This window comes from Pedobacter sp. AC163 (assembly GCF_979258665.1).
On sequence record NZ_OZ409872.1, the window covers coordinates 1,377,520 to 1,399,301 of the forward strand.

Below are 21,782 nucleotides of genomic sequence, written 5' to 3' on the forward strand. Positions count from 1 at the left end.
CTTCATCATGAGTACCTACAAACGACCATGAAAGACGAAATTTGGAATAACATCATCAAAAGATTTACAGATACAGAGACGATCAATTCCCGGCAGGCATTAAATAGCTGGCTTGAAGAAGATCCTGAACACCAAAATACCTTTAACGAAGCGGAAAAAATCTGGAAAATGACTGGGCAGCTCATGCCAGAAGAAAGTGAAGATCTTCCTCAATTTGAGTTAGAACATTCCAACACTGCTCCAAAACTAACACTGCGGTCGGTTTGGAAATATGGTTTGGCTGCTGCCAGTATTGGTGCCTTATTGGTGCTGGGCAGCTTGTTCTACAGAAAAAGTATTATTCCACAAACCTCAACATACATTACTCAAACCGCAGCGGCAGGAAAGCTACTGGAGATTAATCTTCCAGACGGATCAAAAGTAAATCTAAATGCGGGTAGCTCGATTCGGTACAAGAAAGACATGTTAAAAGATTCCATAAGGATTATTCAGCTATCGGGCGAGGCTTTTTTTGATGTGAAACACCAACCAACCAAACCTTTTGTGGTAGAAAGCCGTAAAATTAAAACGGTTGTATTTGGCACAAGTTTCAACATTAGGGCATACCAAAATGAAAAGCAGATACAAATCGGGGTAAAAACGGGTAAAGTCGGCGTATTGAAGAGCGGTTCGCCAACTTCTGCTCCCATCTTTCTCCTGCCGGATCATCAGATTTCCTTCGACAACCAAACGGGACAATTTGCTGCGGTAACAAGTAATCACGATGTAGATGCTTGGCGAAGTGGTACGCTTATTTTCGACGAAACGCCAATAATGGAGGCATTGGAAACCATAGCCAGAAGGTTCAAAGTAAACTTTGACACCAAAGGGTATCAACAAAGCTCTTGTAAGCTCAATGCTACATTCGAGAATAAGGATTTAAAAACGATTCTCAAAACGATACAAACTGTAATGAACATCAATATCAAACAAATCGATCAAACTATTTATGTAAAAGGAGGAAACGCATGTAACGGAAACTAAAAAGCCGATCCCAGATAGGAAACGGCCTTAATAGGATCGATCAATGGCCACGAACCGTCGATTGATCTGGAAATATGAATAAATACGAACATTTAAACACACCCAAATTTATGAAAAATTTTAATGGGGCTAGCCGCTCTGTGAAAATAATTATGCGAATAAGCTTGATTTACGCTTTTACCTCTATCCTCTTTATCAACCTGTTGCAGGCTTCTTCGGCCAATGGACAAACCGGATTGGATAGAAAAATAAACCTTGAACTGAAAAACGTTTCATTGAAAGTTGCCTTTAAAGAAATTGAGCATAAAACAGGCGTAAGCTTTGTTTACGTTAATTCTGCTATTACCGAAAACAAAGTAACTGTTATCGATCGCCAGAAAACTGCCAGAATAATTCTTGAATCATTACTGCAAAAAAATTCACTGATCATGATTGAAGAAAATGGAATGGTGATGATTAAAAGCAAACCTCAGGTGCGGAAGATTGCAAAACCCGGATCAATAGTGGGTTATATTAAGGATAAGGAGAACGATAAAACTTTACCTTATGCAACTGTGGTATTAAAAGGCGCCAACAGAAAATTTATCACGGATGTAAATGGCTATTTCATTATCGATAATGTGCCGGTAGGTAAAGCAGTTCTGGCCGTAAATTATATTGGCTATTCGCCCAGTGAGTATACAGTAAGTATTGAAGATGGAAAAATCACCAATGTTGAGCTAAAAATTTCGGGATTGAATAACGACATGAAAGGCATCACCATTAATGGGATTAGACGTGGAGAGGCGGTTGCATTAAGTAGCATGCGAAATGCAGATAACATTAAATATGTGCTTTCTGAAGAACAAATTGAACGTTTTCCGGATGCAACAGTTGGTGAGGCGATGCAAAGAGTTCCTGGAATTGCCATGGATTACAGTTACGGATTACCGCGAAACATCATCATCAGAGGGCTTGATCAATCTATGGGCTCGGTAACGCTGAATGGCAACAGATTGCCTTCCACTTCCACAAGTTCCAGGGAAATAGATTTAAATGGAATTTTATCTTCTACGGTAGAAGCCATTGAAGTCAACAAAACGCTCACCCCAGATATGGATGCTGATGGCACATCAGGATCGGTAAATATTATTTCTAAAACACCAAAACAGGGCCAGGAACAACTTCAGGTAAAAGGTTCATTCGGTCATAATTTCTTATTAGATAAGCAAAACATCGATGGTTCCATCACCTACGGAAAGCGAAATAACAAATGGGCATACCTTGCCGGGGTTAATTACAGCAAGAGCTTTAGAGGCGAAGATCGCGTTCAAAAAGATTATGATACCTATGAAATTAATGGACAGGAAAAAGTGTTGTTATCCAATTTAGAACTTGAAGGTTCTGATTTAAGACGTGAAAACCTGGGCTTGCAAGCAGAGCTCGATTTTTTCCCTACGGAGAAAAGCCAGATTTACCTGCGAGGATCTTTCAATAAGTTTTATGAACTTCAAACCAGAGGAACGAAAAGTTACAGCATTGGCGATTACACCGATATCAACCACGTAACCGGTGTAAACATTGGTTCGAGTGGTTCGCCGAGAAATTACAACCGCGATTTGACCAGTTTCTCATTAGGCTATAAAACCGATTTTAATAACTGGAAAGCGAACGTAGACTTTACTTACTCCACCGGTTTATACGATCAACCGCTATATTTTGATGGTTATTTCAGCAATACAGGTCTTTCAGCTGCGCTGGATGTATCTAATCCTAGAGCCCCTCAATTTGATTTTGGAAATGTAGATGCCAACAATGCCGCAAATTATAAAACAAACTATTACACCAACCGCCATCAGATTGCCCATGACAAAGATGGTCAGGCATCGGCAAACTTGCAACGCACTTTCGATCTGAGCGAAAAAAATAAATTGATGGTCAAGTTTGGAGGACGCTACAAGTATAAAGAAGACGACCACACCAGAGATTATTATCAATATACTTTAAAAACAGGGACACTATCGCTTTCCAACTTCCTTGGAAACTATGAGCGTGAGAAATATTTCGATGGCAATTATAACCTTTCGGGAGCAATTGCCGATGGTTATCTGGTAGAAGAATATTACCAAAACAACAAATCACTTTTTGTAGATAACACCACCTATATCCGTCAGAACACCGACCCAGATACTTACAATGGTAGCGAAACATTGGCCGCGGGTTACGGAATGGGAAAACTAACCTTAAACAAGTTTGATATTATTGCTGGTTTGCGTTACGAACGCACCGGTTTCAATTACAATGGAAATATTGTAAATTTTGATAACACCGGTAATTATGTGAGTACCAATAAGGTGAACACGAAATCATCTTTCGCTGGATTTTTCCCGAGTTTAAATCTAAAATATGCTCTGGATTCGAGAACCAATTTTAGGGCTGCAGTAACCAGATCACTTTCCCGTCCTGGTTATTACGATCTTGTACCGTGGCAGGAAGTGGAACCTCGAAGAAAACGGATGAAAATCGGTAATCCGAATCTTGATCAAGCGACATCCACAAATGTCGATTTCTTATTTGAGCATTATCTAAAATCCCTTGGTCTAATTTCGGGTGGTGTATTTTACAAAAACATAGAAAACTATATTTTCGAAAGTATTTACACCCAGGTAGGCGGGCAGTTTAATGGCTATCAGGTAACACAAACCGTTAATGGTGCTAATGCGCATGTTTACGGCTATGAAATTGCCTGGCAGCAACAGCTTACCTTTTTACCAGGTTTCTTAAATGGCTTTGGTGTCTACGGTAACTTTACTCAAATTCAATCTAAGTTTACTGTTCCTGGAATAGTTAGCGAAAGAACGGTTAGACTCCCATCTATGCGCCCGAAGGTTGGAAATGCTTCTTTGTCTTATGAGAAATATGGTTTCTCTGGTCGTATTTCTGTGAATTTCTACGATACTTTTATCTCCGAACTGGCAGAGGTGCAAGCAAATGATTTGATGGAAAAAGGTAGAGTGCAGTTAGACTTTTCAGCATCACAAAAGATCAGCAAAAAGTTCTCCCTTTTCATGGGAATCAGCAACATCAATAACGCCCAAATCATACTCGATTATGGTGATGGACGCCCGAACGACCACAAATATTATTCATCATGGGCCAATCTCGGCTTCAAATACACTCCTTTCCAATAATGAAAATGAAAAAAATTATTTTATCCATAAGCCTTTTAATATCTACCGCCATTTACAACCAGGTTAAGGCACAAAATTTTAACGCAGGTCCTTTTCCCGATCGGATCATCCTCACCTGGTCTGGCGATCCTAAAACCACTCAGTCGGTTACCTGGAGAACAGATAGCACAGTAAGTATAGGCTACGGGCAGATTTTGCTGGAAAGCAGTTCGCCAAAATTAGAAAAGCCGGATGCGAAGGAATATCAAGCAGTCACTTCTACTTTAAAAGGCAAAGAATACCAATCGGCAAATTATCACAGCATCACTTTTAGCGATTTGCAACCAGATCGTTTATACACCTATCGGGTTGGCGATGGTAAAAATTGGAGTGAATGGTTTCAGTTTAAAACTGCACCAGCTACAGACAAGCCCTTTTCTTTTATTTACCTTGGCGATGCACAGAACGATATCCGTTCAAAATGGTCGAGAGTAATTAGAAAGGCCTTTGCCACACATGGCGATGCCCGTTTTATTGTTCATGCCGGAGATTTGATCAACAGATCAAACAACGATAATGAATGGGGCGAGTGGCACTTTGGTGGAGGTTTTATCAATGGGATGATCCCGAGTATTCCATCATCGGGAAACCACGAATATTTTAGAGATGAGCAGCGTACGTTAACTTTAGATCCGCATTGGCAGGCGCAATACACACTACCAGAAAACGGTCCTGAACAGTTAAAAGAATCAGTGTATTATATAGATTATTCGAATGTGAGGGTAATCTCGCTCAACTCGCAAATGATTGTGCTGGATTCTACCTCATTAAAATTGCAAGCAAAGTGGCTTGAGGATGTCTTGAAAAATAATCCCAAAAAATGGACAATGATCACTTATCACCACCCAATTTATTCTACGGCAAAAGGGCGTGATAATAAAGAATTCAGAGAATTATTTAAACCACTTTTTGATAAATACCATGTCGATTTATTGTTGCAAGGACATGATCACACCTATAGTCGTGGTCAAAACCTGCCTTTTGGAACTTCGGGCAAAGTAGGCGGACCGATGTACGTGGTTTCAGTAGCTGGACCGAAGATGTACAAGGTGGATGTTAACCCAAAATGGATGGATGTTTTTGCCGAAGATACGCAGCTCTTCCAAATCATTTCTGTAAATGGTGACGATTTGAACTATACGGCTTACAAAGCATCTGGAGAAGTGTTTGATCAGTTTAAGCTGAAGAAAACTTCTAAAAACAAAGCAGCGGAATTTACAGATCTGAGAAAGAACAAATAATAAAAAAAACTAAATAAAAATGGCTCAGATCTTCATCTGTGGCCATTTTCAATTTTGATTGGAGCGTTGTAATGTTGCGTTATTTAATTTGAACACCGTTAATGCGAAGCTTCGTCCAGGTTCCTGGAAAACCCTGCCCCTTAATATAACCGACCACAAAGGGATGTCCTTTCAAATTCGGATGATAAATGGAATCGAATGAAAAGCGCATTTCGGAATCTGTTTTTTCGGTAACGGTAACCTGTTGGTCGGTATCAGTACCCGACCCCATGGTAAAAAACACATCACCAACTTTTGCACTAAAGTCGGCTCGTATAACCCTCAAGTCTGGATATTTTGGATCACTAGCGATAAGTTTACCTTGCTCATCAATACGCAAATAAGAAATACTGATCCCATCTCCTCCAATTAAGGAGAAAAACTTGTAGAACAGCTTACCATTGATCAGCGTGCTATCTTGAATTTCCGTGTAGTTTTCTTTGCTGGCATACCAAAGGTTTCCAACCTGCATTGGAAGAAAAGAATCTACTGGTTTAGGTTGAATGACACCAAGGTCTTTTTTACAACTGAGAAAAATAGTTGAGACGAAGAACAATAATAAAAGACTGTTTTTTAGAGCGATATTTTTCATTGGTTTTTGGTTTAGTATTTTATCATCAAAACGAGAACAGATGTGTTTATGCTACACTTGAACGAATATATATTTCATTGATTTGCAGGGCCATCAGCTTTTCTGGTTTGTATCATTTATAAATCTTCGTTTTATAAAGATTGAGTATTAAAAAATTCATCCTTGAAACCGTCGATCGAAGAAAAATAATCCAAACCAAATCCAGTTATTGCTGTTCAGCTAACACCAATATCATCTTTATGAAACAACCGATACAAAACGCATTACTTTTCCTTTTACTGATTACGCTCTTCACCTCATGTAAAAAAAGAAGCATTGAGGATCTCCCCGATTCTTCACCATTTGACATTTATGCCGCAGGAAGAGAAGGCTATGTGGCTAAATACTGGAAAAACGGCAATGCCATAACTTTGGGAAGCGGCTCAGGCTCATCTGATGCAAATGCAATGGTGGTATTGGGATCGGATGTGCATATAGTAGGATATGAAATTAATGCAGCTGGAAAATATGTAGCAAAATACTGGAAAAATGGAAGAGCAATATCACTCACCGATGGCACCAGGGACGCTTATGCCAATGATATTTTTATACAAGGAAACGATGTTTACATTGCCGGTCACGAAATCGCTAACGGGCGAACAACCTATCAGGCCAAGTACTGGAAGAATGGAACGCCGGTAGTGCTTACCGACGAAAACCAACAGGCTATTGCATCGGGTATTGCCCTTGTAGGCAGTGACGTTTATGTGATAGGCGAAAGACGAAATCTTGATTGGCTGACTCCGATTACCTGCTACTGGAAGAACGGACAATTAACCGATCTTTCTGATCGAACAAGAACAGCCGGCGATCAGGCCTTAACACTATCGGGGAACGATCTTTATATGGCATGGTCTGAAAGCTACAATAGTTCAGGGCAGTCTCAAACTCGCTACAGCAAAAACCTGGGGGCACCAGTTCTTATCAATGATGGTTCTGCCGATGTAAGAGGTACTGCTATTGCAGTGAGTGGAAGTGACGTTTACATTGCTGGCTCAGCCATCGGAAGTAATGCCATAGTTGCCAAATATTGGAAAAACGGGGTGCCAGTCGCTTTATCTAATGGTCCTCAAAGTGCCTTTGGTCAATCCATAGCTGTGGTAGGCTCCGACATTTACGTCGCTGGTTACAGTGATGCTGGAGCATCCGGAACAGCACAATATTGGAAAAACGGCAGTGTGGTTACGCTGACCAATGGAAACCAGGCTGCCCTTATCCGAAAGATTGTGGTTGTAAAAAAATAAACCTGGCGGTGAGGCTAAGCGATTCAAAATAAAATTGTCTTATGTAATAAAATCTTAAAAAGGTTCAAAGCAATCTTTGACTTCAGGAATAATAATATACACTTAAAACTCGATGATTTAATCTACTCCCCTATTCTTAAAGGATTAAATTAACGTTATTTAATATTCAGTTTGATATGCAACGGGTCAAGTGTATGCAAGTTCGACAATTGCTTTGAGGGTTTTTTTAATCTCTTCCTGACCGGATGGCTCTTGAAGGTTGATACCACAAAAAGGGTTTTCCTGCATATTGCTATGAAGTGTAAGATAATACACTCCACCCATCAATATCGCATAAATTGCCCGAAAATTCTTATCACTGTCACTGAAGGTTTTATCGAAGATCTCACGCAGTAGCTGATCACCAATATTCTCTCGCTTTGAGTCTAATTCCTTTAAAACAGGTGACTTTTCGCTCAGCCCCCAAGTAATGATCCGTCTCATTTCCTCGCTACTCATCAGGCTATTGAACTGGTTTTCCAGAACCTGGTAGGCAAATGCTTTCCCAGCATCTACTTTACTCGATTCAACAATCTCAGTGATTTCATCCGGACTAATTTTCCAATAGTCCTTGTTATTGAGGTATTCTTTCACCAAGCCCTCTAATCCACCGAAATAGTCATAAATCAATCTTCTGTCCACCTTTGCCTTCTCAGCAACCCTACTGATGCTCACTCCCGAGAAACCATCTTTTTTTAAAATTTCTCCAAGCGCATCGACCAGATTTTTCTTGGTACGTTCCTTGTTCCTGACCGGGCCATCCGTTACTTTTCTTGCCATTTGAATAAACTTTGCTGCAATTTGCATTTTTTTCATGGCACCGTCAAAGCTTCTACCTATTAAACAAAAGGCTGTTTCATTTCTGCCTAATGATAACCTAAAGCTTGAAAGCTGAGTGTTTATTGAACCAAACTAAAAAATCACAAGAATAAATTATGGGCTTTGTTTAACGATAGATGATTCCTCATCGGTTCTTGTTCACCGTATTCATCTCTGCCTTCCTTTAAAAAATTGTTACCTGTTTAAGATTTTGACAAACGTAAAATAAATTTAACTCTCAATGTTGAGATATAATAATATTTTGATAAATTTGAAGCAGGCATTGGGAAATTAATAACTAGAAGCACCCTATAATTTTTACGTAATTCGTAAAGGCATCACCTACTATTGAAACCCATTTTTACAGTTTTGGATAACGTTAGCTTTGTACTGAATGAGATTTTCTCGGTTAAATAAAGTTGGTACATTTTACGATGAAACGATTAACATTTGAAGAATAGCATGCTGCCAGATAAGAATTTGCATCGCCCGTTAACGAATGATATGACGTTAAAACGGAAACACTACCAATCTTGTTTTAACAGAAAAATTATGGTGTTCCTCTATTAAGCCAACATGGTGAGCAGGATAAAATGTTTAGAATTAAGCCTTTAACAATAAATATAAACGAATGAAAACTGAAGTTTCAGATCAAAGTATCGAATCACTAAAAAAACAGCGAAACCTGATGAAAGGCGTTGCTATAGGATATGCGCTGGTAATGGCTGTAGCCATAAGCTTAGCATTGTACTTAACCTTTACCAAACATAATGCATATTTACTGGCTATCGTTCCAGTTTGCCTGCTCGTGATGATACCTATCTTGATGAGAGTTAGTCAACTTAATACTGCTATAAAAAACAGAAATAATTGACAGTGGAAGGCTCGAAACATCTAGATCTACATTCCTGCTTAAATTGTCAGTCGGAAACCTCTGGGACTTACTGCGCAAATTGCGGGCAAAAAGCAAGCACTCATCGCTATTCATTAATTCATTTCATGGAACACGATCTGATTCACGGTGTTTGGCATATTGATAAAGGAGTCTTATTTACACTAAAAGAGCTGATTTTAAGACCGGGTGATAGCGTGAGAGAATTCATTCAGGGAAAAAGGGTGAGGTTTTTCAGTTTTGTGACCTTGATTATTCTTTTACTGGCCATTTCGAGTTTACTATCGCCATATGTAAAAATCCATTTATCAGACATCATGCCATTGAACAGTAAGCAGACAATGAGTGCCTATGAGGGTTTCGCCACCAAATACCCAAAGGTGATCATTTTGATATTAATCCCCCTTTACTCTTTATTTAGCTATTTCTGGTTCAAAAAAGCTAAACTTAATTATAGCGAACACCTGGTCTTGAATTCTTACAAGACAGCAGTAGAGCTTATTCTTGCTTTAATATTTACAGTAGTTACGATATTTTACACGCATATCCCTACGCTATTAATCTTCTATTATGTATTTGTAGCGGTAGGTGGCTTCCTTTACAGTATTTGGTTTTATAACCAGTTTTTTACTGGCTATGGTTATTCAAGGAGATCAAAACTGTTAAGAGCAATAATGATCCCTGTCTCTTATTTAATTATTTCGGTGTTGGTAGGTTTTTCAATGGCACTGATCAAGCTGATTAATTAGATAGCACAATCGCCCTCAAATTTTAGTCGAGTGGTTCAGGCAAACAGGAAATTTTAAATGGTGTAAATTACAATATCGAATTTAACCTTATGATTACTATACAGGAAATCAAGCAGCTATCTGACCAAGAGCTTCTTAAAAAACATCAAACAGCAAAATCGAGTTTAATTATTACCTGTATACTTATTGGTGCTTTGGTGGGCGTTGCGATCTATAGCTCAGCAAAAAACGGGCTTGGATTTTTTACTTTTTTCCCTTTATTTTTTGTGTTCCTGATCATTAAGGCCCAAAAAACCAGCAAAGCTATTGCCGCAGAAGTCAAAAATAGAGGGTTAACTTAAGCGATTCATCTTTGAACTACTAACATCAGCCTTCTTCTAAAAGAGGGAAAAGCCTGTCTGTTTAGAAATCAGAATAATCTGCTGGATATAAAAATAAGGTGACGTTTTTGGACACATTATGCTGATACTGAGGCAAACCGCTGATCTTTTTATATTCAGGACCAAAAGCTGCCCAATGGCTATCTCGATCGGCCTTATTATTAAAAGTTGTCAAATACATTAAATTAGGCATTTTACCACCTGAAATCACCTGCCCATAAAAAACAGCATTGAAATTCAACTTTGAAAAAATTGCAACTTCATAATCGTTGAACATCTCAATTTTGTTGAGGGAAAGATTTTCCGTTGCCGCTTCGTAACTTCTTAATTCATAAACCCGTTCATTTTTAGGTGTAGTGAGTTTTGGAAGCGAATATTCTGGCATCGAAGCAAAAGCCTTCAAAATGATTGATTCTATACGGGTATACGGCGGTTCATTATATGACGCATTTAAATAAAGTTTTCCTTTTTCAGCAAACGCTTTATCCTTGCCAACCGTCGTATTGATTCTATCCAGATCCGTTAGCTTTTTAAGCGGTATAAAAACGTAAATCAGCCTATCTGAAGTATCTTTGGCAATCGGTTTAAAAACACCAACATCCTTAATGCCTGCGGTGTGCAAAGCGGGCAAAAACGCAGTTCTTAAATACTCATCAATGATTTTCTCCTGTTGATCAGTTTTAAAATGATATACTTTAATCTGATAATAAAATGACTGCTTTACGGCATAAACATGAGCTGATAAAGCTATGAAAGCAACAGTTGAAAAAAGGATTCTTTTGAGGAAGGATTTCACGATATGATCTGATTTAAATTAACATCTACAACTTTATAAATAAGATTTTGTTTAGTCCAAATTTACGATAATCCTTATTTGAAAATCATCTATTTCAAAAATGGTGGTGCACCATCATACTCTAATACTAACATAAAGTAATTTGATATCACTATCTATGGTATTTAAGGGAAACGTTAAGTTTTAAAAACCGTGCTGTTTTTTTGACTTTCATCCCCACGATTGGCCGCTCAATCATCATCAACCATCAGACAATACTAGTTCCCCGAAAGTAAGGTGGTACAATTTACATCTGAAAAAAGATCCCACAGCCATTAGTATTTTCACTATTGTCGAAATCGAAAGCACTCCTGATCATTACACAAGGTGCTGAACCATTCAAGAGCCTCGGGATACAATTCGCTAACTATCCAGGCATAACCTAAGCTTGTCAAATCAAGATGTAATAAATAAAGCTTAGAAGAACTCACTTCTCAAAAACTTGTATCACAAAACAGAGTTTAATAAATTTATAGAAGAACGTGTTAATGATGCAATAAAGAAACAATCGATACGTCGTCTACGCTTATAATTTTAAACCAAAATGCACTCGATATAGCTGCTAATGGTACAGATCGGAAAATCAACATTAGAAATAACTATGACAATAACACAGAAAACAATTTGGATGCGCTATTTACTACTTGGGGTTTTTAGCTTGAGTTTTTTTGGCTTTTCTTGCAAGAAAAGAGTCGATTATGCACAATATGCTGAATTCCATTATATAAACTCAACAAGCAAGAAAATAGTAATGGACTATCCCAAGAAAAAATTCGCAATTGAAGCTAATGGAGGGGAATATTATTTTGAGGTTAAAGGGATTGGGCCTAAAACGATCTCACCAGACAGCTATAATTTTTCACTCCCGATAAATTTAACGGAAGAAAATAGAATACCCGTTACAATAAAAATTGGAGAAAAATGCTTTACTTCAACAGAAACAAGCGAACATACTTTAATTAATGTAAATAGTTATCAAATCGAAAAAATTGATGAGGGCCATTACAAATTCACCTACACCTTTACCGAGGGAGATTATAACCTTGCAGTAAATTGCCCATAGTTTTGAAATTTTGAATAAAGATTGAAGTTTTGGAAATAAAAATGAACTAATATGACGACAAACTATCCACCTGATAAGAATTTTCCCCGCCTCAATTCTAACCTGATTATGCTGTGACAAATAAGAAATTAGGGAAATATCATATTATGATAATATAAACGCAAGTTATCCAATGAAGCAATCCCCACGACATGGGGTGAGTGAAAAGATAACATTATAAAAAATTATGACAATGGTACAGAAGCACATGTCGAAACATTATTTAATCTTAGGCTTAATTATTAGCATTGTCTCTATTTTAGGAGGTTGCGTAAAGGATAACTTTTACGACCAATACGGTCAATACCAATTTATAAATGAAACGAATTATAATATCACTTATAATACAGGCTTAGAAGAATTTAATATTCTGCCAAAATCAACAATTATTTATGAAGAAAAATCTAGAGGTGAAGGTGAAAAACCTGAAGCTTCAAGTTATAATAGCCCATTTAAATATTATAGTAGTGATTTAGTAATTAAATTTAATGGTTTAAAATGTTTAGTAAATATTAAGGATGATGATGTAAATAGTATTAGAAACATTAAAAATTATACAGCTGAACGTGTAAGTGATGTAACTTATAGGTTCACCTACACTTTTACCGAAGCTGATTATAACCGGTCGGTAAATTGTCCATAGCATTATTCTCGTAAGCCATTTCAATAAATCAGAAGCAAATGTCGAAACATTATTTAATATTTGGCTTAATTATTAGCATTATCTCTATTTTAGGAGGTTGCGTAAAGGATTTCACAATGGTGGGGGAATTCCATTTTGTGAATAAAACAAACTATAGCATTACTTACCAAAAAGGTTTGGAGGAATTTAATGTATCGCCAAATTCTACCACAATTTTTAAAAATCAAGCGAGAATAAGTAAAAAAAAATCACAGGAGGATAATTATAACACGCCTCTTGCTAACTTCAATAATATAAAAATTAGCTTCAATAACGTTAAGTGCTTAATAGATATAAAGGAAGTAGATATTAACAGCGTTAGAAATATTAAGAACTACAAAGCTGAGCGTATAAATGATGTAACCTATAAATTCACCTACACTTTTACTGAGGCTGATTATAACCGGGCAGTAAATTGCCCATAGTTTTGATTTGAGAAACCTATTTGAATAAACCAGATGCGCATATTGAACGGATTTAATCATTGGCTTAAGGTATTGGGATACCTTAAGATATCCAGATCGCTAATACAAAAGATAATCTAGACAAAGGTGGGATCTTGTTCTAGACCGTGCACTCACTTATTAAATAATTTCTAAAATACTCATAATTCAAAGTTTAGTTTTATGATTAATGAACTAGGATTAAGCCACTTGTTTCTCTTTTTAACGCTACATAATGTTGGAAAGACAACAATATTGACAAAAGGTAGAATTTGGTAGGGCAGCGATTTTTCAACATAAACATTTAATCTCACAAAACGACAGCACCCCGAGAAAAGTACTAGGGCATTACAAAAACAAATAAAACAACATGAATAAACCAGCTTTTGAAGTTACTTTAAATGGACAAAAAATCGCCACCGCTCAGATCGAATCTGATTTTGGTGTCGTAACAACAATTGTTACTTGGGTTAGGCGGGACGACAATAGCGAATCATTAGATGTCAGTATTAGTGGGCGAGACTCGATAGCGGAGAAAAACATAAAATGGGCTGCCCAAGATCTGAAAATAGGTGATAAATTAGTAGTTTCAATTATTGATGAGACGACTACGCAAACTGATGAAGGAGTAATCGAAATTTTTGATTCCATCACTGTTTTAGATCACAAATTGATGACCTATCATAAATTAAAAGAGGAACTCAAAGAATATTTAAATGAGCTTTAGTATCAGAGAAAAAATTTCTCACAAAATGAAGGTAATATTCCTCAAATTTCCATTTTTTATTTTAGGTCCATCCAGTTTTTGAAACCTTCGGTAACTTGGACAGTGATACATTTATTTTATAAACATTGTTGCCTTTAGTTAATTATCTTTGAGCATGTTTGAGGTATTTGAAGCATACTTACGTGATTGGGTTGAAATTTCAGATGATGAATTAAAAATCATTCGTGCGGCTAGCACGGAGAAAACTTTACGCAAGTGGCAATCTCTCCTGCACGACGGCGAAGTATGGAAAATCAACTGTTTCATTTCTTCGGGTTGCTTCAGGCTTTACCGTTTCGGCAATGATGGAACAGACCATACCTTGCGTTTCGGGGTGGAAAACTGGTGGATCAATGATCAGGAGAGCTATAATCACGGAACACCATCGCTAAATAATATTGAAGCCTTGGCGCCCAGCACCGTTATCATCTGGACGAAAGAGCATTGGGAACATTTAATGATGACCATACCTGCAGTGAAACTGTTTTACGAGAAGCTTCTGGCCCGGGGTTACGAAACGAGCCAGCATCGTATTTATTCCTTGATCAGCGCCTCAGCTGAAGAAAAATATATTGAATTTCAAAAGACCTATCCCAAGGTATTTAATAAAGTCCCTTTGCATATGGTAGCTTCCTATCTAGGGATATCTAGAGAAACTTTAAGCCGTATCAGAAAACAGTTTACGAAACCAAAATAAGAGAGGGACTATCATTTGTGATAAACCCTCTCCCTTTTTTATGCTATTGGATGGAGACTATTTACCTCGCTAACACTTTCCAATAAAGAAGCGACATGTAAAATAGTTGATTCTGCCTGCCAACTCCCTACAAGCTGTACCGCGATCGGTAATCCTTCCTTACTGGTGCCGAAACGCATAGCGATTCCAGGTAAGCCGGTGATATTGAGCGGCACAGTAGCGCCTTGAAGATAAGTTGCATCTACTTTTTGTCCATCGATCACAAATTCCGCTATACCATGCTTATGGGCAGGAATTGGCAACACGTGGGTAAGCAGCACATCGTATTTCTGAAAGTATCCGGCAAAGCCATCTCTTATCCGCTCAGCCGCCTGTTCAGCCGCGATAAAATCTTTCATCGACGTGTCGGGCAGGGAGAGCATCGTTTTGGCCATTTTATAAAGCTCATCCTCTCTTCTGCCTGCCGTAGCCACCCTGAATGCTTCTTTCATTTCCATCACATGCAGCTTGTTGAAAACATCAAGTGCAAAATCTCGCTCAAGCGCAGGTATGTTCACTGGCTCCACGGTAAGGCCAAGATTTTTCAGTGCACCGGCTGCAGCTTCTACAGTAGCGGCCACCTCAGCATCAACCGGACCAAAGCCTGGCCCCACCATCCATCCTATGCGAAGTTTGCGCTGAGGTGAGCTACCCATTCCGGAATCAAACCCGACTGTGCTGCTTGCAAAAGCATCAAGACCATCAGCACCTGACAGTACAGAAAAAGCCAGTTCCAGATCCCGGATACTTCGGGCCATAGGTCCAACATGCCAGAATCGGCGAGGTTCCCGCGGCCATATCCCGGTCATGGGTACCCGGCCATGTGTAGCTTTGAGCGATACAATCCCGGTCTGGGCTGCAGGTCCACGTACCGAAATGGCAAGGTCTGTGCCTAAGCCAAGTGGCGACATGCCTGCAGCTATAGCGGCTGATTCACCCCCACTGGAACCGCCCGGTGTACGGCTCAGGTCCCATGGGTTGTTAGACCTGCCGCTGAGTAAGTTATCACTTTCTATCCAGTAAGAAAACTCTGGTAGATTGGTTTTTGCAAGCAAGATTCCGCCAGCTTTTTTCATCCGTGCAACACTGGTGGCGTCTTGTTCTGGAGTACGTCCTTTGAAAATCGGCGAACCCCGCTGGGTCAGAACATTTGCAGTATCTATTGAATCTTTCACCGTAAACGGGACGCCATGCAAAGGGCCAATTTTATCGCCCCGCATAATTGCCGCTTCCGCATCTTTTGCGGACTTCAACGCGTGCTCTGCAACGGTGACAATAGCATTGATAGCTGGGTTCTGAGCCTCAATACGGTCGAGATGTACTTTTACAACTTCTACCGGTGATATTTCTCGCCTACGGATCAAATCTGCCAAAGTACTTGCATCCTGATAGTAAATTGGATCTGTTTTGCTGGTTTGTGTTTTCATATTGATATCGCTTAATCTTGTTCAAAAATGAGCACCAGTACATTGAAGTGCTTAAACAAAAATGAGAACTAATGGCGAGGGGAAACGAAGTCAGATAACACAAACTGACGTTGACATTTGTCACAACTTTCAACTAGGTGAACGGCAATCATTCTATTTTTTTGGATTGCAAAGGAATATAAATACCAAGTTTTCAGTTTCGAAAAACGAACTTTTATATTGTTGATTTTATACGACAATGTAAGAAGCTTCCTCGCAAGATGAGTTTTCAGATGTGACCATAGAGAATTACTATGTAATTAATATTAATTTAGGAAATCCGAACATTATAATTTCAGTTTGTGGGCACATTTATTATAGATAAGCAAACCTTTAATGATCTAAACATTTTCTCAGAAAATGTAAGTTCAAATTCGATATTAAATTTATTTAAGTATACAAGAACGGTAGGTGGTAGAAAACGATTAATTGAGATTATGAATCATCCGCTCAACAATCGCGATGAAATCATTTCCAGGCGGGATGGTATTAGGTTTTTTTTTGATAACCAAATTAATTTTGATATCAGAAATGAAGAGATTGATTTGATTGATTTCTATCTTGAAAGCAAATTTAAGCACTTTAAAAATAATCCACTTGATGCTTTATCGGATTACTTAATACGTAATTCTAGTAATAATTATTATATTATAAAAACTGGGCTCAAGTATCTTATCAAGATTACAAAATACATTTTAAACTTCATAAACGATCAAAAAGCAAATAACCCTCCAATACATCTTCTAGAAATTTTTGATGAGATTCTTGATATCATTGATGGAGGTGTTTTGATGAAAGCTTCATTGCTCAACGAAAAACATCTTCGTTTCTTAGATGTAACAAAGTTAGACAGAGCTATACGCGGAGCAGAAAAACATAATATTAAAAAATTCCTACAACTGATGTATGAATTAGACGTTTTTGAAAATGTTGCTTTAGTAGCCGCTTCTAAAGAATTTTCGTTCCCGATTTTTAATATTGAGGAAGATTTGAATATATCTATTACTGGCCTCTTTCACCCTTCGATTAAAGAGCCAGTTAAAAATGATCTCCAGATAGATGTTACTAAAAACATAATATTTTTAACAGGATCTAATATGGCTGGAAAGTCCTCGTTGTTAAAGTCCCTGGGATTAACAATTTATTTATCTCACCTAGGCTTTCCCGTCCCAGCAGAGGAAATGAAATTGAGTGTGCTTAATGGTTTGGTAACTACAATTAATCTTCCTGACAATATAAACGATGGTTTAAGTCATTATTATACGGAAGTGAAGAGAGTAAAGGAGGTTGCAGAAATCTTGTTAAGAAGCCAAAATGTTTTTGTAATATTTGATGAACTGTTTCGAGGAACTAATGTAAAGGATGCCTATGATGCATCTTCTCTAATTATATCGGAGCTACAAGCTATTCAAAATTCAGCATTTGTTATCTCTACTCACATCATAGAGCTTGCTACCTCTTTAAATAAATTTAAAAATATCTCATTTCGATACCTAGACACCTATTTTGAAAACAAAAAACCGATTTTTACTTATTCACTTAAAGAAGGGATTTCCAACGAAACTTTAGGAATGTACATAGTAAAGAATGAAGGGATCGTGGAAGTCTTAAAACTGGCTGCAAAAAAATCTTTATATAAATCTTAGTTTTCTACTTTCAATCTTTAAATTCGATTTTCAAAACCTGGGGACTTTCTTGTTTGTAATTTTAGATATGAATTTCAGAGTATCTTGTCTCAAAAAACGAATGTATCCCCCCTTCCTTTTTACTAATGATTTCCTTAAAGATCGGCAAAACCAAATCGCTCGTGAAGTGTTTAGATGTTAAAAAATTAAAGCCCTTGTCATTGAAATCATTATCGAAAACCCGTTGGCGGATTGAGCCGGGCCGTATAACAGTTTACCCATATGGCCTATCCTATATTCTTGCTGCCGTACTGTCCATTTTTTTCCTGAGCGGATACCTGGTCTATCTTTATTATCTCCGAAATTCTTTTACTTCTTCCCTGCCAATACTTATTATCCTGATAGCGGTAGTTATCTTATTCATCCTGTGGGCGGGCACATCTGTAGAGTTTGACATTAGTGCGGGCGTCATGCGAAAAAAACTAATGGGCTTGCTGACTATATCCTCCCTTCCATTTTCTAAAATATACGGCATTTCACCTGTTTCCAACATGGCTGGTTCTTATACCTACAGGTTATTTAAAAAAAATGATCGATATGGAAAAGGGATATTGGTATCATCCAGTTATGGAAAAAATGATGATCCCAATGCAATCGGCTTTGTCGATGAGGTGATCACACCTCTACACCGTTATCTGGAGGCGCATGATAGCCCGGGAGATTTCGCCCCACAGTATATTGATGAGTATAAGTTTTTTATCCCAAATGGTGGCGCATACATTCTTAAAAGAAACAGAATCGGCAGTCTTCTACTTGGCGTTGGTCTTTTGGCTATAGGCATTCATGAACTTACGCCTTATGCATGGCTGGGCGGCGGCTTTAATATCGGGAGAGTTTGCTTTCTGCTCTTTACCCTGGTTGGAGGACCAGCGATTATCCTGTCAGGTTTTACCGAAATTACTCTTGACAAGGGTTCCAGAATGCTCACGCGAAAAAACCCTATCGGATTGGGGAACAGAGCTTATTCATTTGATGATTTTAATGGAATCCAAACGGTTAGAAAATCAACTAATATGATTTATTCGGGAACCGATGTACAGGTATATTTTTTAAGACCTGGTAGCCAGAAAGAAGATGTATTGGTTCTATCAAGTTTTTTTAGCACAAAAAAAGTGGAACGTTTTGTAGCGGAAGTCAACAGCATCCTTCTTTAACAAACCACATAAGTTCAATAGACTAGTAACTCAAATCAAAAGAAATTAAATACAGCAAACGATTAGTCAAATTAGCTGTCATCAATGGCGACCCAAATTGAAACTCACAAAGAATATAGATCTAATGATTTTTTCTTCAGGTTCCGTATTATTTATTAACTCATCAACTAAAAAATTAAAGAATGAAACTAGGCATTGGCAAATAGTAATTTGAACAAAAGAAGAAAATATGCAGGGATTTACTTCAAAGCTTATATTCAACCTATCTTATATAACAAATCGCGAATTACATCACTTTGATATCTGCTTCCTGGAAAGCAACCATAATGCGCAAAAGCGTCTCGCTTTTAAAAGCGGCTTCTACATACACATTGTTAACCCAAATTAAAACTTTAATTTCCACACTATCGGCTGCCAAATTATTAACTAAAATTTCTGGTGGGAGCTTGTTTACGGTGTGGACTGATCCTTTAATCACTTCGGAAATGATTTCCTGAACCTGCTGCATGTTAGCGGTGGAGCTTACTTTGATTAGTAATTCGGATTTCAGATAATCATTGCTTAACGTCCAGTTGACCAACCTGCCGGAAAGCAAATCACCATTTGGGATGATCACTTCTGAGCCTTGTGGCGTGAGTAATTTGCTCGACCGGATACCAATATCCTGAACCTTACCTTTTTTATCTGCAAGTTCTACATAATCACCAATACGGAAGGGTTTCTCGAAGATTAAAATAATGCCGGAAACAAAGTTGTTCACAATATTCTGCATACCTAATCCAATTCCAACACCAAGTGCGCCCAAAACAACGGTAAGTTTATCCATCGGGAGGCCAGATGCAGTAAAAGCCAGAAGCAGTCCAATCACGATAATGATTAACCGAAAAAGTGCCACTTTTGAACCCTTGTGATCACTGGCGCCATCGAAACTGATTTTTTGTTCGCCAAAAAATAGCGGCACATGTTTTTGTAATTTATTGGAAACGTATATAATGATGAAGAAGAAAAGCACATTTCCAAGCGAAAAGTGGATGCTGCCGAAACTTCTTTCTTTGGAGAGTACGCCAGTCATCAGGCTATAAATCCCGGACGACATCCCCAAATTGTTAAATAAGATTAAAAGCCAAACAATAAAACTGAATACCTTAAGTACCTTTTTGAACTGCGATTTCATTGCATCAGGATTTAACCTGGAGAAGAAACCTTTATTGCAAGAACTTATTTTGATCTGTAGTTCGAGTGCATCCAGCATAATCTGAATAAATACAGCCAGCGAAATCATTTGCGTCAGATTAATGACCCCAGCAATGCCAAAGACTTTAGATAAGCTGATTCTGCCAAACACATTCATGATTATCGCCAGCCCATTCATCAATACCAGCACCCAGATAACTAATTTAATGAACCTTTTGGAAAACTGCGGAATTTTTGTTTTCCCATACATCCTCACTCCTAAAAATAGAAAACCCAAATGGATGACCAACAAAATCAATCTTGGCAAGAGCGCCTCACTGATCAGGCTCGAAGCAAAAACCAGGAACACAAAGCCACCGAGAATCATAAACCACAACCTTAGCGCTTCTTTTGGCAAAACTCTTCTCAAGTGGATGGTAATCAAAATCATTAAAATAAGTTGTACCACCTCGATAAAAATAGAGGGTGCATCGGAGTGAAAGGCGAGCAAAAGACATAAAAGAACAATGGAACTGGCCATAATGGGATAAGCCCGCAAATAGTCGAATTTGAGTTCTCCTATCTTTCGTTTAACTGATAAACGACTTGCTGTTACAAAGTTCCGGTGAACCCAGATAAAAAAAGCCAGCACAACAATCAGTAGCACAACGCCTGTATCCCAGATTGAATTGATAAAATATTGGAAGATTTCTCCCTGTCCGAAATAGGCATCGGACAACCTTGAACCAATTTGGCTAAACCCAAACAAGCGTAAAGGTGCCGACCAAATGTATGGAACTTCCCTGTTTGCAGCAATTCGTCCAGATTTTTCTAGCTGGTCATCAAGGGCAACCTGTAAATCATTTACCTCACTACTCATGGAAGAACTTTTCGCCAAAAGCTTGCTTACTTTTGAAAGGTTTTTGCCTGTAACCTCTCCTGTTTCGTGCAACCGGGTTTTTATTTGCAAGAGTTGAGGTCTGTACAACATTTTTTCTGATTCTTCCTGATCTGCAAGAAGCAGCGAATCTGAACTGAGGTCAATTACCTGTTGCGACATTCGCTGAAGTTCAGAATTGGTTTTGACCAGGCGTGCAGAGATTGCCGAAAGTTCAGTCTGCACATCTTTGAGGATCAGTTTAAAACTAACCAGGCTTCTGCTTTCTGCATTACCTTTTCCGTTGCCAAAATCCCTTTTTACGGAAGCAATACTGGAACCAAGTACTGCCAGCCGATCTTGAATTGCACTCACATCATAGCCTTTTTTATTAGCTGCATTAATTTCCGTAATGGCCGCCTGGGCAGTCTGGATTCTGAACAGCAATGTATCAGGGATAACCTGAACAGAATCCTGCGCTCTTTTTAAAGAATCTTGTGCCCTGGATGATCCTACCCAACACAGCGAGATTGTCAATAAAATGATAAGATTCAGTAAAGCTTTTGGAACCTGGGATTTATACATTTTTTTAAAAGT

At 38.2% G+C, this 21,782-nt stretch carries 19 protein-coding genes; 14 read left to right on the forward strand and 5 right to left on the reverse strand.

Annotation, left to right across the window (positions count from 1 at the left end):
* Positions 1-27 precede the first annotated feature (27 nt).
* From ACZZZK_RS05735 to ACZZZK_RS05745, 3 genes are all read left to right on the forward strand, one after another.
* Positions 28-1,023: a FecR family protein gene (locus ACZZZK_RS05735; protein ID WP_463483302.1), complete on the forward strand. Its 996-nt coding sequence runs from the start codon at positions 28-30 to the stop codon at positions 1,021-1,023.
* A gap of 110 nt (positions 1,024-1,133) precedes the next feature.
* Positions 1,134-4,193 carry a TonB-dependent receptor gene (locus ACZZZK_RS05740; RefSeq protein WP_463483303.1) on the forward strand — a complete coding sequence of 1,020 codons (3,060 nt, stop codon included), beginning with the start codon at positions 1,134-1,136 and terminating at the stop codon, positions 4,191-4,193.
* A gap of 5 nt (positions 4,194-4,198) precedes the next feature.
* Positions 4,199-5,473 (forward strand): purple acid phosphatase family protein, encoded by a 1,275-nt coding sequence (locus tag ACZZZK_RS05745; RefSeq protein ID WP_463483304.1) that lies wholly within the window; start codon positions 4,199-4,201, stop codon positions 5,471-5,473.
* Positions 5,474-5,552: 79 nt separating this feature from the next.
* Here the strand turns inward: ACZZZK_RS05745 and ACZZZK_RS05750 are convergent, their stop codons facing one another.
* Entirely contained in the window at positions 5,553-6,104 is a 552-nt protein-coding gene (locus ACZZZK_RS05750; RefSeq protein WP_463483305.1) for a hypothetical protein, read from the reverse strand.
* A 239-nt stretch (positions 6,105-6,343) separates the two neighbouring features.
* On the opposite strand from ACZZZK_RS05750, the gene ACZZZK_RS05755 reads away from it, so the two are divergent.
* The gene (locus ACZZZK_RS05755) at positions 6,344-7,387 is read left to right on the forward strand and encodes a hypothetical protein (protein WP_463483306.1); all 1,044 of its coding nucleotides are present in this window, start codon (positions 6,344-6,346) and stop codon (positions 7,385-7,387) included.
* Positions 7,388-7,573: 186 nt separating this feature from the next.
* Here the strand turns inward: ACZZZK_RS05755 and ACZZZK_RS05760 are convergent, their stop codons facing one another.
* Positions 7,574-8,233, reverse strand: coding sequence for a TetR/AcrR family transcriptional regulator (locus tag ACZZZK_RS05760; protein WP_463483307.1), 660 nt, complete (start codon positions 8,231-8,233; stop codon positions 7,574-7,576).
* Between the two features lie 643 nt (positions 8,234-8,876).
* On the opposite strand from ACZZZK_RS05760, the gene ACZZZK_RS05765 reads away from it, so the two are divergent.
* From ACZZZK_RS05765 to ACZZZK_RS05775, 3 genes are all read left to right on the forward strand, one after another.
* Positions 8,877-9,119, forward strand: a complete 243-nt coding sequence (locus ACZZZK_RS05765; RefSeq protein ID WP_463483308.1) for a hypothetical protein — start codon at positions 8,877-8,879, stop codon at positions 9,117-9,119.
* A gap of 125 nt (positions 9,120-9,244) precedes the next feature.
* Positions 9,245-9,886 carry a DUF3667 domain-containing protein gene (locus tag ACZZZK_RS05770; RefSeq protein ID WP_463483309.1) on the forward strand — a complete coding sequence of 214 codons (642 nt, stop codon included), beginning with the start codon at positions 9,245-9,247 and terminating at the stop codon, positions 9,884-9,886.
* An 89-nt stretch (positions 9,887-9,975) separates the two neighbouring features.
* Complete coding sequence (locus ACZZZK_RS05775; protein WP_463483310.1) at positions 9,976-10,227, forward strand: hypothetical protein; 252 nt, start codon at positions 9,976-9,978, stop codon at positions 10,225-10,227.
* A 61-nt stretch (positions 10,228-10,288) separates the two neighbouring features.
* Here the strand turns inward: ACZZZK_RS05775 and ACZZZK_RS05780 are convergent, their stop codons facing one another.
* Complete coding sequence (locus ACZZZK_RS05780) at positions 10,289-11,062, reverse strand: NIPSNAP family protein (protein ID WP_463483311.1); 774 nt, start codon at positions 11,060-11,062, stop codon at positions 10,289-10,291.
* A gap of 640 nt (positions 11,063-11,702) precedes the next feature.
* Between ACZZZK_RS05780 and ACZZZK_RS05785 the strand changes: the two genes are divergently transcribed.
* The 5 genes from ACZZZK_RS05785 to ACZZZK_RS05805 all read left to right on the forward strand — a co-directional run bounded on the left by ACZZZK_RS05785 (position 11,703) and on the right by ACZZZK_RS05805 (position 14,791).
* Positions 11,703-12,164, forward strand: a complete 462-nt coding sequence (locus ACZZZK_RS05785; RefSeq protein WP_463483312.1) for a hypothetical protein — start codon at positions 11,703-11,705, stop codon at positions 12,162-12,164.
* Positions 12,165-12,396: 232 nt separating this feature from the next.
* Positions 12,397-12,846 carry a hypothetical protein gene (locus ACZZZK_RS05790; RefSeq protein ID WP_463483313.1) on the forward strand — a complete coding sequence of 150 codons (450 nt, stop codon included), beginning with the start codon at positions 12,397-12,399 and terminating at the stop codon, positions 12,844-12,846.
* Between the two features lie 38 nt (positions 12,847-12,884).
* Positions 12,885-13,310, forward strand: a complete 426-nt coding sequence (locus ACZZZK_RS05795) for a hypothetical protein (protein ID WP_463483314.1) — start codon at positions 12,885-12,887, stop codon at positions 13,308-13,310.
* Between the two features lie 388 nt (positions 13,311-13,698).
* Entirely contained in the window at positions 13,699-14,055 is a 357-nt protein-coding gene (locus ACZZZK_RS05800; protein ID WP_463483315.1) for a hypothetical protein, read from the forward strand.
* Positions 14,056-14,209: 154 nt separating this feature from the next.
* The gene (locus ACZZZK_RS05805) at positions 14,210-14,791 is read left to right on the forward strand and encodes a Crp/Fnr family transcriptional regulator (RefSeq protein WP_463483316.1); all 582 of its coding nucleotides are present in this window, start codon (positions 14,210-14,212) and stop codon (positions 14,789-14,791) included.
* 38 nt (positions 14,792-14,829) lie between these two features.
* Here ACZZZK_RS05805 and ACZZZK_RS05810 read toward each other — a convergent pair whose 3' ends face one another.
* On the reverse strand, positions 14,830-16,257 hold the full coding sequence (locus ACZZZK_RS05810) for an amidase (protein WP_463483317.1): 1,428 nt from the start codon (positions 16,255-16,257) through the stop codon (positions 14,830-14,832).
* Positions 16,258-16,598: 341 nt separating this feature from the next.
* On the opposite strand from ACZZZK_RS05810, the gene ACZZZK_RS05815 reads away from it, so the two are divergent.
* Positions 16,599-17,942, forward strand: a complete 1,344-nt coding sequence (locus tag ACZZZK_RS05815; protein ID WP_463483318.1) for a MutS-related protein — start codon at positions 16,599-16,601, stop codon at positions 17,940-17,942.
* A gap of 200 nt (positions 17,943-18,142) precedes the next feature.
* Entirely contained in the window at positions 18,143-19,135 is a 993-nt protein-coding gene (locus ACZZZK_RS05820; protein WP_463483319.1) for a hypothetical protein, read from the forward strand.
* A 286-nt stretch (positions 19,136-19,421) separates the two neighbouring features.
* On the opposite strand, the gene ACZZZK_RS05825 is transcribed toward ACZZZK_RS05820, so the two are convergent.
* Positions 19,422-21,770 (reverse strand): mechanosensitive ion channel domain-containing protein, encoded by a 2,349-nt coding sequence (locus ACZZZK_RS05825; protein WP_463483320.1) that lies wholly within the window; start codon positions 21,768-21,770, stop codon positions 19,422-19,424.
* Between the last annotated feature and the right edge of the window lie 12 nt (positions 21,771-21,782).